Raw genomic sequence first — 13651 nt, forward strand, 5'->3', positions numbered from 1 at the left:
AGCTCAATGCAAGTTATTGATAGCTTCAGACACTTCCCTGACCTTATAACGCGCTATCATACAGCTTCCACCATTGGGAAAGTAAAGAAGTTTTTCTTTCTTATCCAAACGAACCACATTGGCAGGATTGATGAGAAAAGAGCGGTGGCACTGCAAGAGACGAGGTTCCTGCTTGAAAACCTCCTCTAAACTCGCTGTAAATTCCAGTCTGTCTGTCTTGGTATAGAGAATAACACGATGGGCTCTGGGCGATGTTTCGAGATAGTAGACCTCTTTAAAAGGATACTGAAATTGGGCAAATTTTGATTTAAAGTAAAAGCAATCTTCCGCCAGACTTTTACTGTCTTGACTATTGGCATAGAGAAGGGCTGTCTCGATCCGAGATTCAAACTCCTCTGCCGACAAGGCCTTATCAATGTAGTCCAAAGCAGACACTTGGTAGCGAAAGGACAGGGGCATAAACTCCGAGTGAGTCGTCACAAAGACAATCAGGGCATAAGGATCCCGATTCCGAATCTTTCTAGCCACTTCCAGACCCTTCATCTCCTCATTTCGAATCTCAATATCCAAAAAGAATAGCTGATGGGCCCCCTTCTCATGCACTTCAGCCAGCAGTTGCTCTGGTTTGCCAAAAACTTCAAAAGAGCTGGGAGTGATGTGATGTTCTTTCAAGAGTTTCTCAATCGTCGCTTCAATCCTAGTCTGTTGGGAAAAATCATCTTCTAAAACAAATATTCTCATCTTCTTACTCTCCTTGTTTCGATTTCTTCCTAAAAAGAGAATAGCAAAAATACTATGATACAAGCCAACCAAATCCTAAACAGGCCTTTAATGCTCCTGAAGGGTAGCTTGTTCCTCAAATAAGCATGATAATCTTACCACTATTTTATCATAAAATCTTAACAGTACCATTCAGGAAATTTCAAGGACAATTAAAGATTTTATGGTTGAAAAGGAGATAAAAGTGATAGACTGACAGTATCAAAACACAGTTGCTAGAAACAAGACTAGCACCCAGATTAGAGGAGGAATTCTCATGACAGATACAGACCCTATCAAAAGAGCTCAAACCTTGATTACTGACTTAAACAAAAACTACCAAGCATGCAAACAGGCAAGCGCTGACGACGTCCGCTTTCAGGAGCAATTAGACTCTATTCTTGGTTTTCTAGCCAAGGCTGAGACAGTGGATAATCGAGTCTTGATTGAACTGGAAAAATTCTACCAGACTTCCAGTCTTCTCATGGGACTCAGCGCTCTTGATCCAGATGCTCCAACTCGCGCCGCTTGGCGGGCCTATGACCGCTTCCACTTTGACCAAGTCAAGACCAAGTTGAGTCTCTACGGACCAACCATTATCCTGTAGAAAATAAAAGAAGTTGAGACAAACTGAACTCAACTTCTTTTTTAATATCATATAGGCAATGTTAGTCCTGCATCTGACGTTTGACCTGATAAGGTAAATACAAGACTAGTAAAACCAAACCAGCTCCCAGTAAGGCTAGAAGGGCTAGTTTTTCTTGGAAGGTAATCAACCCAACAACTAATTCCACAAGTAAAACAAAACTGGTCAATCCTCGGACTACCGCCTGTAAGCCTTTTTCCTTTTGCCCCTTATCTAGTGGAAAAAGTTGAGTCAAATACTGGTAGTCAAAGGCATGATAGAGGGCCAGCAACTGGAAGAGCAAGAGGTAGTTAAAGAGAACTACCACTGCTGTCGCAATCCAAGCTTGCTCGATAAAGACCTGCGCCAGTATGGAAAGCAAGAGCAGACGGAGACTGAGGGCAAAGAGGTCTCCATTTCGCAGATAAGAACGCAGATAGAGATTTTGCCAAATCTTTCCAGGCACCTTCTGAACAGCCTTTAGGATAAAGTCCAGATAGGCACGACGCTTAACGCTGTTTGAAATTCCCTTTACCTGCGTAAAGAGGGCAAAGAAACGAAGCAAGACTTGCTTACGCTTACTTTCTTGGGAAATAACATAGTCCCAGTCCAATCCAGTTTCCGTGAAAAATTTACTAGTCTTTTGACGAAAGAGGAAATATTTACCTACTCCCAATAAAAGCACATAGACCAGAAAAACAGGCAAGCCATAGCCCATGGCTAAAAATAAGGGCGCAAATAACAACAAGAAAAGGGTCTGTATAAAGAGCCAAAAGACTAGGGAAATGCCAGTTTGACGCTTGAGATGGAGTTTGATTTCCTCTTCTCCGACTAAGAGAAAGAGCTTGTCTGGAGCCTCCATATAGGTGGCAATTCCTCCCCAAAGCAAAAGTAAAACAGACGTAATTCCTACAAATAAAAGGATAGGCCAATGATTTTCAGGAAAATCTTGCAAGAGTTGACTGTACTGGTAGGCTAGAAATCCCAGCAGAACAAGCAGGAACAAGACAAAGTGGTCATTGAGAACATAGCGCAGATAACCAAGACACTCCTTACGAAAAGCCTGCTTTCTCTTTAAAAACAAGTCTTTCATAGCTCCTCCTCTTTGGTCAGAGCCAAGTAAATATCATTCAAACTAGCCTCAGGCATGTCAAAGGCTTCGCGCAGTTGCAAGAGATTCCCCTTGGCACGCACCTCACCCTTGTGGAGAATAACAAAGGCATCACACATCTTCTCCGCTGAATCCAGCACGTGGGTACTCATGAGAATGGACTTTCCCTTTTGCTTTTCCACTTCCAAAAGCTGAATCAAGTCTGCAATAGCCAGCGGATCAAGACCAAGAAAAGGCTCATCTACGATAAAGAGACTCGGATCCACCACAAAAGCACAGATAATCATGACCTTCTGTTTCATCCCTTTTGAAAAATGAACAGGGAACCAGTCTAATTTCTGGTCCAGACGGAACATTTTTAACAAAGGTTCTACTCGATCAAAAGCCACTTTCTGCTCAATACCATAAGCCATGGCAACCGTTTCGATATGCTCTCTGAGGGTCAATTCCTCATACAAGCTAGGTGTCTCGGGAATGTAACCAATTTGCTTGCGATAGCTCGTTGCATCTTCTTGCAGGGTCAAGCCATTGATATTGATGTAGCCACTATAAGGTGTCAACAGACCAATAATCTCATTGATTGTCGTCGATTTTCCAGCACCATTGAGACCAATCAGACCGACCAGTTGCCCACTTTCAACAGTAAAGGACACATCTTTCAAGACAGGGACATGAACATAGCCACCTGTCAGGTTTTTAATTTCTAACATATTTTCTCCAAATCTGGTATAATGTAGCTATATTATATCAAAATTCAATACAGTAGAGGTAGATTTTATGTCAGATTGCATTTTTTGTAAAATCATCGCAGGGGAAATTCCTGCTTCAAAAGTATATGAAGATGAGCAGGTTCTTGCCTTTCTTGATATCTCTCAAGTGACACCTGGACACACCTTGGTCGTGCCAAAAGAACACTATCGCAATCTTTTGGAAATGGACGCTACTAGCGCCAGTCAACTCTTTGCCCAAGTACCAAAAGTAGCTCAAAAAGTCATGAAAGCTACTAAGGCTGCTGGTATGAATATCATTGCCAACTGTGAAGAAGTCGCTGGTCAAACCGTCTTTCATACCCACGTCCACCTCGTACCTCGCTACAGTGCGGACGATGACCTCAAGATTGATTTTATCGCCCACGAACCAGACTTTGACAAACTCGCTCAAGTCGCTGAAACTATCAAAAATGCCTAAGGAGTTGCCATGAAATTATCCAACCTACTGCTATTTGCAGGAGCTGCAGCCGGAAGTTATCTGGTCACAAAAAATCGCCAAACCATCACAGATGAAGTCTTGAATACCACTGACCGCGTTCAAGCTATCAAGGATGATGTGGATATTATCCAAAATAGCCTGCAAATCATTGACCAGCAAAAAGAACTCATCAAGGAATATCAAGAAGACCTGACTTACAAGTTTAAAGTCTTGGAAAAAGATATCCAGACTAGACTAGCTGTTATCAAAGAAACACAGGAAATCGAAGATAAGTAAAAAGAGCCCGACGGCTCTTTTTTAAAAGGTAAACAAGTTATACCCCATCAACTATACATCATAATTTAGAAAACTCATTCACCATTTCACAACTAAATCGAAGACTTTCCGCCGTAATGAAAACACCTGAAACAGCTTGGTTTCAGGTGTTCGGAAACTTTGATACCTAGGCTCAAAGTTTAGGTATGGAACTTCGAAGAAGGTCGCTACCGTCCGTCATTACTTAAGGAAAGTCTTAAAAAATCTATAAAGCAAAAAGAGCCCGACGGCTCTTTTTACTTTATTCTCCATCAAAGGCATCTTTAATGTGGTCAAAGAATCCCTTTTTCTTTGGATTAACTTTTAAATCACCAGCAACTGCGAATTCTTTAAGCGCTGCTTTTTGGCGTTCGTTCAAACCTGTCGGTGTTACGACATTAACGGTAACATATTGGTCACCAACTGCACCGCCACGAAGGCTCGGAGCTCCCTTGCCACGTAGACGGAATTTCTTACCAGTCTGAGTTCCCTCTGGGATAACCAATTCAACATCACCATGAACAGTTGGGATATCAACTGTATCACCAAGAGCCGCTTGGACAAAGTTGAGGTTGAGATTGTAGAAAATAGTCGTTCCTTCACGTTCAAACTTGTCGCTGGCTTCCACAGAAACCACTACATACAAGTCACCATAAGGTCCACCGTTAAAGCCTGCTTCACCTTGACCAGCTAGGCGAATTTGTTGACCAGTTTCCACACCAGCAGGGATTTTTACATGTACACTATGGGCTTGTTTTTCATGACCTGTTCCGTGACAAGTTGTACATGGATCTTTGATTTCTTTTCCGCGACCGTGACAGACATCACAGGTTACTTGGCGACGCATCATACCAAGCGGAGTCTGTGTATCGACGTTAATGACACCAGCGCCATGACAGCGTCCACAAGTGACTGGACTTGTTCCTGGCTTAGCACCTGAGCCATTACATGTACGACAGCTTGCTTCACGATTGTACTTAACCTCTTTTTCAGCTCCAAAAATAGCTTCTTCAAAGGTCAAGTTCACACGATACTGGAGGTCATCTCCTTGACGAGGAGCATTTGGATTGCGTGAAGCACCACCTCCGCCGAAGAAACTTGAGAAGATATCTTCAAAACCACCGAAGCCACCTGCCCCATCGAAACCGCCGAAACCACCAGCTCCACCAAAACCACCGTTGGCTCCAGCAGCACCGTATTGGTCATAGGCAGCACGTTTTTGGTCGTCACTCAAAGTCTCATAGGCTTCCTGAACTTCCTTGTATTTTTCCTCAGCACCAGGCTCCTTGTTGATATCTGGGTGGTATTTTTTCGAAAGCTTACGATAAGCCTTTTTGATCTCGTCTGCCGAAGCGTTTTTTGACACCCCCAGACGATCATAAAATTCAGTATTGTTCATACAAGATACCAAGACCGTAAAATTCGACTGAAAAATAGGAAATCTGACGCTGAAGCGATGCTCCTAGGCAGATTTATCTTTTTTCCGAGAATTTAGGTCGGGTTCAATTCCTTTCTTTTATATTGAGTAAGAAATTTGGGAACCCGTGTTCAATTCCCTGAACACCTTTGTTCCTTTCTATAATTTTCATGTAAATCTTTAGAGGCTGTTTTCTATACTCTGCTTCACTTGATTAAACTCTTCATCTGATAGAGTAAATATCAAATCCTCTTCAGCATACTCGTTCTGTTCTTTAAAATAGTTATCCGTATTCTCTGCCAACCCTAAACCGAAAATCACTTTTCTTGCAAACTCTTGATGTGCAAAATCGATAGCCGTAATGATTTGTTTATCTTGGACAAGAACTTTCGGTTGGAAATTCTCACGTGGAAGAAATTCAAAATAGTCAAAGAAGTTTTGCCAAATTCCACCTGTAAATTTCGTGTCGTTCAACAAGCCTGCTTTCGCCAATAGAAGGGGCGCTGAAGAAATGGCTGCAATTAGGATATCTTGCTCATTAAGACTTCTCAAAAACGAGATCAATTTCTCATCTTGTAGAGCAGGACCTATATTTACCATTCCTGGCAAAATCACACAAGAATAATCTTCTATACGGAGCTGATCCAATGTTTTCGTCGGTTGACAGGGCAAACCATCCTCAGAGACCACCATCGAATTCTCAGAAGCTACATAATCAATCGTGATGTCATAAGACAGAACTAAAGTACTTGTTAAAGAGGCTATCTCATAAAGAGAAAAATTAGGATAAATGACACAAAGTACTTTTTTCATAAGCTACACCCTCTATTTTACCGAAAAACAGAGGCTGGGTTGCAACCTCTGGATTTCTTCTTATCATTACGACGTTCAAAAATAAAGTCGATTATACTTTGTTTTTGAACTAGTAAGGCGTTTAGGCAAGTCGCCATAGCGATTGCCGTAGAATGACAATCACTTTAGTGATTAGTCATTCTTACCTACCTCGCTCTCCTGATTTTCAAGCTCGGGATAAAATAGTCCACTGGACTATTTTATTTTTCCGTAAACTCTCCGTCTACGACGTCATCACCTGCGTTTCCTGTTGCTTGTGCGCCTTCTGCTCCTGCTTGAGCTTGTTGCGCTGCTGCGGCTTGTTCGTAGAGTTTAACAGCAAGTCCTTGAGCTTTTTCGTTCAATGCTTCAAGTTTTGCTTTCATGTCGTCCAAGTTGTTGTCTTCTTGAGCTTTCTTAAGGTCATCAAGGGCAGCTTGGGCAGCGTCACGTTCTGCGTCGAATCCTTTGCCTTCAGTTTCCTTGATAGTCTTTTCAGTCGCAAAGATTGCTTGGTCTACTTCGTTACGAAGGTCTACTTCTTCTTTACGTTTTTTATCTGCTTCAGCGTTTGCTTCTGCATCTTTCATCATGCGGTCAATTTCTTCATCAGTCAAACCTGAGTTAGATTGGATCACAATTGTTTGTTCTTTTTGAGTTCCAAGATCTTTAGCCTTAACAGACACAATACCGTTCTTGTCGATATCAAATGTAACTTCGATTTGAGGAATTCCACGAGGTGCAGCTGGGATGTCTGTCAATTGGAAGCGTCCAAGAGTCTTGTTATCTGCTGCCATTGGGCGTTCACCTTGAAGAACGTGGATATCAACGGCTGGTTGGTTGTCTGCTGCAGTTGAGAAGACTTGTGATTTAGATGTTGGAATAGTAGTGTTGCGGTCGATGAGTTTTGTGAAGACACCACCCATTGTTTCGATACCAAGTGACAATGGTGTTACGTCAAGAAGGACAACGTCTTTGACATCACCAGTGATGACACCACCTTGGATGGCAGCACCCATAGCAACTACTTCGTCAGGGTTTACTGATTTGTTTGGTTCTTTACCAGTTTCAGCCTTAACTGCTTCTACAACGGCTGGGATACGAGTTGAACCACCAACAAGGATAACTTCGTCGATTTCTGACAAGCTCAAACCTGCATCTGAAAGAGCTTGACGAACTGGAACTTTTGTACGTTCTACAAGGTCACGAGTCAAATCGTCAAATTTAGCACGAGTCAAAGTCATTTCCAAGTGAAGAGGTCCAGCTTCACCAGCAGTGATAAATGGCAAGCTGATTTGAGTTGAAGTTACACCAGAAAGGTCTTTCTTCGCTTTTTCAGCTGCATCTTTCAAACGTTGCATTGCCATCTTGTCAGCAGATAAGTCAATACCGTTTTCTTTCTTGAATTCTGCTACCAAGTGGTCGATGATTTTTTGGTCAAAGTCGTCACCACCAAGTTTGTTGTCCCCTGCAGTTGACAATACATCGAAGACACCGTCACCCAATTCAAGGATAGAGACGTCGAATGTACCACCACCAAGGTCAAATACCAAGATTTTTTCTTCTTTGTCAGTCTTGTCCAAACCGTAAGCAAGAGCGGCTGCAGTTGGTTCGTTGACGATACGTTCTACTTCAAGACCAGCGATTTTACCAGCGTCTTTAGTTGCTTGACGTTGAGCATCGTTGAAGTAAGCTGGAACTGTGATAACAGCTTTGGTTACTTTCTCACCAAGGTAATCTTCAGCGTAGCCTTTCAAGTATTGAAGAATCATAGCTGAGATTTCTTGTGGAGTGTATTCTTTTCCGTTTGCAGAAACTTTTTCAGAAGTTCCCATTTTAGATTTGATAGAGATGACTGTATCTGGGTTTGTAACTGCTTGACGTTTTGCAGCATCACCAACGATGATTTCGCCGTTTTTGAATGAGACTACAGATGGAGTTGTACGGTTTCCTTCTGGGTTTGCGATGATTTTTGATTCAGTTCCTTCAAGAACTGCTACTGCTGAGTTTGTTGTACCTAAGTCAATACCGATAATTTTAGACATGTGTTTTTCTCCTTAAATTTTAATTCGAATTTTGATTTTTTGATATTTCCCTTAAGTGGTGGGGACGTGAGCAACTCCCTACGGGATTTCATCACTTATTTTTGAGCATATTGTCTCAAAAATCCCCTGTTTCAGTAGCTTTTGCTACTGAAACTTTTACCACGGTGGGAAATATCTTCCTTGCAAGCCTCCGGCTTGCCTCTTATCTTTCTTCATAGTTTATTGTCGTTTCGGACAAGTTTTTTTAAGCTATCTAGCCTAGTTATAAACAACCACCATTGCTGGGCGTAGAATGCGGTCATGGAGTTTGTAGCCTTTTTGGAAAACTTGAGCGATGGTATCTGCTGGGTGTTCATCGTCTGCTGGGAGAGTTTGGATGGCCATATGGTAGTTATGGTCAAATTCGCCATCAGCTGCGATTTCTTCAATTCCTTCTTCTTTCAAAGCGTGAATCAAACTTTCTTGCACCATCTCCAATCCTTTTTTGACGTCATCTGTCAAACCTTCAACTGCGAGAGCACGCTCTAGGTTATCCAAAGAAGGGAGAATCGCTTTTGCCAAGTCCTGGCTACGATAACGTTGCAAATTTTGACGCTCTTCATTGGCACGGCGTTGGATATTTTGCATTTCCGCATGAGCACGAAGGTATTTGTTTTCGAACTCATCTGCACGTTCATTTGCCAAGTCCAATTCAGACTTCTCAGGAGTTGTTTCTTCTACCGTTTCCACAACTTCCTCTTCTTGGACTTCTTCTACTTCTTCATTTTTTATATCTTGGGCCATTTTCGCCTCCTTTAATGATTTCAATCTTAATGTACTTCGTAATGATTACTGCTGAGGTAGCGGTAAAAATCTGTCAACTTCATGGTCAAAACACGGTTGACCACATTGACTTGGTTGATTAGCTGTTGGTAATCCAGATTGACCGGACCGATAATTGCCAGAATTCCAACTCCCCGATAAGGAATGAGGAACTTACTACTAATCACCGCTAGATCAGCTAGACAGGACTCTTGACTGTCTGCAACTCGGACGTTTTGCATCTGATCTTCACGCAATCCCTCACGAATCTCCAGAGCCACCTTTTGCGGTTGATCAAAGAACTGATAGGCTGCTAGATTGGCAAAATTCAAGAGATTGACCTTGCCCGCCACCACAATGTTTTCGTTGAACATTTCCTTAAAGATATGTTCAAAGAGATCGATAACATTATCCGTTGTTGTAAAGTAACGCTGGATAATCTGCGGAATCTCTGTCCGAATCTTGTAATGAATATCTAGAACAGTGTGACCGAGGAAACGTTCCTGAATGATGCTCTTCAGTTTCAGCAAATCCTCCTGCAAAAAGTTTCTTGGAATCAGAAACTGACTGGTAACCGTTCGCGACTCGTCTAGGGTAAATACTGCCAAGGCTGTATGTTGCCCCAAAACAACGATATCAAAGGCTGTCAGACGTTGCCTGCTCGGCTCAACATCCAGTGCTACTACCGTACAGCCACTCAAGTCTGTCAATAGATTAGCAGCCTCTTGCAAAATATCCTCCAATTTGAAGAATTCCTGATCAAAGGCTTTGACAATCTCATAAACTTCATTTTCGGCCAGTCGGTCAAAATCCAGTGAGTGTTTTACATAGTACTGAAAACCAGCAACACTTGGCATCCGACCACTTGAAGTATGGGCCTTCTCAAGCAACCCTTGCTTTTCTAGAGCCGCCATGTCATTACGAATGGTTGCACTGCTAGAGTTAATAGACTCTTGCAAGGCTTTGGATCCGACAGGTTCGTGCGTTTTGGTAAAGATGTCAATAATCAGATTTAAAATATCCTGCTGACGCTCTGTAACCACCTCATCACTCCTCTCCGTCTGATCGATTAGCACTCAACACACTTAAGTGCTAACTCATGATTCTATTATACACCCTTAGAAGAGAATGTCAAGACAAAAACTCAAAAAATTAGCACTCTTTTACCAAGAGTGCTAAAAATCAGTCTAAAGACCTAGAGCTTTACCTTCCATCTACTCGGTATTTCTTTTTAAGTCTGAAAAAACCAAGAATTAGATAAGAAATCAGAAAGGCATATAAAAGAAAAATAACGAAGAAAGACATAGCAAGCTCTTCTTTAAATAAACTCATACAAACAACAAACCCACCTAAGAAAGTAGCTGTACAGGAACGAAATCTAGATCGCATGACTTCCCATCTGAGCCCCTTACTCATATAGACTTGATCCTCTGGAAGTAAATTAGAAGACGATTTACGAAGAATCGAACAAAAACCTGTTTCTATCAATTCCCAACCTCTATTTCTAAAATCTTGCAGTTCATGCTTATGCTTTTTAAGAAATCTAGAATCATAGATACAGTAGATAACATCGTCTGGTTGACATTGGTCAAAATAGAACAAACCAAAACGACTCGTTCTATATCTCCAACCTTTCAAGTGCATCTCATGCAAATATTCTTCTTCCTTGTCCAAATCAACAATAGTGAAAATCCGAAATTGCTTTTTATTTATCATGACTTTCCCTCCAATTTTGAGCATGCCTCCCCTATCATAAATCTGATAATTCCTTCTTTTTATGCCATAACTTCCAGCTAATATAAGCAACTATTAACAAGAGGATTAAAGACAAGAAAATATCTAGCCCGACCGCAAGTAAACTCCATAGACCATACGCATTACTTCTATTGAGCAATTTAAGTAAGAATGGTATATGTATGGCTAGCAAAAGTAAAACAGGTACTAATCGCAGTCTTAAAATGCGATTAACCATAGCTAACTTCCCAGCAGCGTCATTATAGATTTCAAATTCTGCATTCGATTCAATTTCAGAATATGCTTTTCTAAAATAGGAAAAACTATTAAAGTCTGTAATATGCTCCCAGCCACAGTCTTTAAACAGTTGTAAATAGGAGGCTCTCTCTGATTTTTCCATTGGGTAAAAATCCAACTGATAAGACACTTGCTCAGAGTGACACTTTTCAAAGGTATACTTAACTGCAAACAATAAGATAGAATAGCTTACTTTTCTAAGTTTCCAGCCCTTAGCATGCATTTCTCTAAAGTACAGAGCCTCCCTCTCATAATCCGCAATTGTAAAAATTCGATAAACAATTTTCTTTTCCATCATCCTTCCTCCCGACTGTTTCTATAGAGTCGTTCAATACGTTTCAATTCAATATCTAAGACTTTTCGTCCCAAGTCTGTTATCTGATAGATTTTCCGTTTTTCCTCTTCTCGGACAAAGGAAATCAAACCATCCTTTTCCATCTTTGACAAGGTTCCATACATAGTTCCAGGACTAATTGAAACTTGCGAATCTGTCATCTCCTTGACCTTTTGCGTAATGCTATAACCATGACCTTCCTTTTGCAGACAGAACAAGATATAAAAACCCGTTTCCGTCATCGGAAGATAAACTCGACGAATCTTATCCGTCAATTCCATTTATAGCTACCTCCTATTCAGCTCGATATATCGCACTTCGTTATATAAAATATATCACACCTCGATATAAAATACAAGAAAAAAGATTACCCACAGGCAATCTTTCTTCTATATTAATATTAATAAAGATCTAAATAGTTATCAATTTCCCATTGTGAAACGAAGGTAGCATAACTTGCCCATTCGATTCGCTTGGCTTCAAGGAAACTAGTATAGATATGTTCCCCAAGAGCTGCTCTGACAACCTCATCTTCTGTCAAAGCTTTCAAAGCGTTGTGAAGGGTTGATGGAAGGTCTGTAATACCAGCTTCCTTGCGCTCTTCTGCTGTCATGATGTAGATATTTTCTTCGATAGGAGCTGGTGCTTCGATTTTATTTTCAATACCATGCAAACCAACTTCCAAAAGAACAGCCATAGCGATGTAAGGGTTCGCCATTGGATCGACTGAACGCAACTCAAGACGAGTTCCCATACCACGTGAAGCAGGCACGCGCACAAGTGGCGAACGGTTACGACCAGCCCAAGCAATGTAAACAGGCGCTTCATAACCTGGAACCAAACGTTTGTATGAGTTAACCGTTGGGTTCATGATAGCAGTATAGTTGTAGGCATGCTTGATCAAACCGCCAAGGAAATGGTAGGCAGTTTCTGACAACTGCATTCCTTTTGGATCATTTGGATCAAAGAAGGCATTGTTTCCTTCTGCATCAAACAAGGACATATTACAGTGCATACCTGATCCAGCAATACCAAATTTTGGTTTTGCCATAAAGGTTGCGTAAAGACCATGTTTGCGAGCAATGGTTTTAACAACAAGTTTAAAGATTTGAATCTTATCACAAGCACGGAGAACTTCATCGTACTTAAAGTCAATCTCGTGTTGACCAACCGCAACCTCGTGGTGACTCGCTTCTACTTCAAATCCCATTTTGGTCAAGACATTGACAATCTCACGACGTGTATTGTCAGCAAGGTCAGTAGGCGCCAAATCAAAGTAGCCACCCTTGTCATTCACTTCAAGTGTTGGGTCTCCATTTTCATCTAGTTTAAATAGGAAGAATTCTGGCTCTGGACCAAGGTTGAAGGACTTGAATCCCACTTCTTCCATGTGACGAAGAGCACGTTTCAAATTGCCACGAGGGTCTCCTGCAAATGGTTCACCTTCTGTTGTATAGACATCACAGATCAAACCTGCAACACTTCCGTTTTCATCTCCCCAAGGGAAGACTGTCCATGTATCCAAGTCAGGGTACAAGTACATATCCGACTCATTGATACGTACAAAACCTTCAATAGAAGATCCATCAAACATAGCCTTGTTCGACAAGACTTTATCTAACTGTTCATCTGTAGCAGGAATTTCGACGTTTTTCATGGTTCCCAAAATATCTGAGAACATGAGACGGATAAAGGTAACATTTTTTTCCTTGACTTCACGACGAATATCTGCAGCTGTGATTGGCATGAGTTTTCTCCTTAATTATGACTACTTGCGGTTGCCTAACCGCGACCAAAAGGCGACCGTACTGAAGCAAAGCGACCCTGTTGGAGGAGTTCATTATGAAGTGCACGACGCACCTCAGTCTGACTCACCGCTTTCTTGGATTTCGCTTCACGTTCAGCATATTTTTTCTTAATGGCAGCGATATTATAACCTTCAGAGATATAATCTTTGATTTCAAGCAGACGATCCATGTCATTCAAGGAATACATGCGACGGTTCCCTTCGTTTCGATCAGGCTTAATCAACTCTTGATCTTCATAATAACGAATCTGACGCGCCGATAGATCGGTCAACTTCATAACACTGCCGATAGGAAAAACAGCCATATTTCGGCGAAATTCTTTTTCCTTCATTTACAACTTCCTTCTTTCTGTCTATTATAGTCTAAAAAAAGACAAACGTCAATTG

Annotated in this window: 16 protein-coding genes; 3 read left to right on the forward strand and 13 right to left on the reverse strand. The window is 41.4% G+C overall.

All coding sequences use genetic code 11. From position 1 onward, the window contains the following. Positions 1-3: 3 nt before the first annotated feature. A complete protein-coding gene (locus tag ACN076_RS09795) occupies positions 4-741 on the reverse strand; it encodes a response regulator transcription factor (RefSeq protein ID WP_420789911.1) in 738 nt (245 codons plus the stop codon). A 295-nt stretch (positions 742-1036) separates the two neighbouring features. Between ACN076_RS09795 and ACN076_RS09800 the strand changes: the two genes are divergently transcribed. Next, complete coding sequence (locus ACN076_RS09800; protein WP_420789912.1) at positions 1037-1366, forward strand: helicase BlpT; 330 nt, start codon at positions 1037-1039, stop codon at positions 1364-1366. 61 nt (positions 1367-1427) lie between these two features. Here the strand turns inward: ACN076_RS09800 and ACN076_RS09805 are convergent, their stop codons facing one another. Both ACN076_RS09805 and ACN076_RS09810 read right to left on the reverse strand, forming a co-directional pair. Next, on the reverse strand, positions 1428-2477 hold the full coding sequence (locus tag ACN076_RS09805) for an ABC transporter permease (RefSeq protein WP_420789913.1): 1050 nt from the start codon (positions 2475-2477) through the stop codon (positions 1428-1430). Then, positions 2474-3205, reverse strand: coding sequence for an ABC transporter ATP-binding protein (locus tag ACN076_RS09810; protein ID WP_420789914.1), 732 nt, complete (start codon positions 3203-3205; stop codon positions 2474-2476). Before ACN076_RS09810 ends, ACN076_RS09805 begins: the two co-directional genes overlap by 4 nt. A gap of 67 nt (positions 3206-3272) precedes the next feature. On the opposite strand from ACN076_RS09810, the gene ACN076_RS09815 reads away from it, so the two are divergent. Together ACN076_RS09815 and ACN076_RS09820 are read left to right on the forward strand one after the other, a co-directional pair. After that, on the forward strand, positions 3273-3683 hold the full coding sequence (locus tag ACN076_RS09815) for an HIT family protein (protein ID WP_001278320.1): 411 nt from the start codon (positions 3273-3275) through the stop codon (positions 3681-3683). 9 nt (positions 3684-3692) lie between these two features. After that, positions 3693-3980, forward strand: a complete 288-nt coding sequence (locus tag ACN076_RS09820) for a hypothetical protein (RefSeq protein WP_000777754.1) — start codon at positions 3693-3695, stop codon at positions 3978-3980. 280 nt (positions 3981-4260) lie between these two features. Here the strand turns inward: ACN076_RS09820 and dnaJ are convergent, their stop codons facing one another. The 10 genes from dnaJ to glnR form a co-directional block, all read right to left on the reverse strand. After that, positions 4261-5397 carry a molecular chaperone DnaJ gene (dnaJ, locus tag ACN076_RS09825; RefSeq protein ID WP_420789915.1) on the reverse strand — a complete coding sequence of 379 codons (1137 nt, stop codon included), beginning with the start codon at positions 5395-5397 and terminating at the stop codon, positions 4261-4263. Positions 5398-5595: 198 nt separating this feature from the next. Further along, entirely contained in the window at positions 5596-6228 is a 633-nt protein-coding gene (locus ACN076_RS09830; RefSeq protein WP_420789916.1) for a DJ-1/PfpI family protein, read from the reverse strand. 239 nt (positions 6229-6467) lie between these two features. Continuing rightward, positions 6468-8291: a molecular chaperone DnaK gene (gene dnaK, locus ACN076_RS09835; RefSeq protein ID WP_261105199.1), complete on the reverse strand. Its 1824-nt coding sequence runs from the start codon at positions 8289-8291 to the stop codon at positions 6468-6470. 258 nt (positions 8292-8549) lie between these two features. Beyond that, positions 8550-9074: a nucleotide exchange factor GrpE gene (gene grpE, locus ACN076_RS09840; RefSeq protein WP_000046038.1), complete on the reverse strand. Its 525-nt coding sequence runs from the start codon at positions 9072-9074 to the stop codon at positions 8550-8552. A gap of 26 nt (positions 9075-9100) precedes the next feature. Beyond that, on the reverse strand, positions 9101-10135 hold the full coding sequence (gene hrcA, locus ACN076_RS09845) for a heat-inducible transcriptional repressor HrcA (protein WP_000255759.1): 1035 nt from the start codon (positions 10133-10135) through the stop codon (positions 9101-9103). Positions 10136-10295: 160 nt separating this feature from the next. After that, positions 10296-10808, reverse strand: coding sequence for a DUF2812 domain-containing protein (locus tag ACN076_RS09850; RefSeq protein WP_420789917.1), 513 nt, complete (start codon positions 10806-10808; stop codon positions 10296-10298). A 34-nt stretch (positions 10809-10842) separates the two neighbouring features. Then, positions 10843-11418 (reverse strand): DUF2812 domain-containing protein, encoded by a 576-nt coding sequence (locus ACN076_RS09855; protein ID WP_101786374.1) that lies wholly within the window; start codon positions 11416-11418, stop codon positions 10843-10845. Beyond that, the gene (locus tag ACN076_RS09860) at positions 11418-11738 is read right to left on the reverse strand and encodes a PadR family transcriptional regulator (RefSeq protein WP_000423972.1); all 321 of its coding nucleotides are present in this window, start codon (positions 11736-11738) and stop codon (positions 11418-11420) included. The genes ACN076_RS09855 and ACN076_RS09860 overlap by 1 nt, the downstream gene beginning before the upstream one ends. A 119-nt stretch (positions 11739-11857) precedes the next feature. Next, complete coding sequence (gene glnA, locus ACN076_RS09865) at positions 11858-13204, reverse strand: type I glutamate--ammonia ligase (protein ID WP_001122886.1); 1347 nt, start codon at positions 13202-13204, stop codon at positions 11858-11860. Between the two features lie 35 nt (positions 13205-13239). Then, positions 13240-13596, reverse strand: a complete 357-nt coding sequence (gene glnR, locus ACN076_RS09870; RefSeq protein WP_000659548.1) for a transcriptional repressor GlnR — start codon at positions 13594-13596, stop codon at positions 13240-13242. Between the last annotated feature and the right edge of the window lie 55 nt (positions 13597-13651).

The organism is Streptococcus sp. K0074 (assembly GCF_048843365.1).
Taxonomy (GTDB): Bacteria; Bacillota; Bacilli; order Lactobacillales; family Streptococcaceae; genus Streptococcus; species Streptococcus mitis_BM.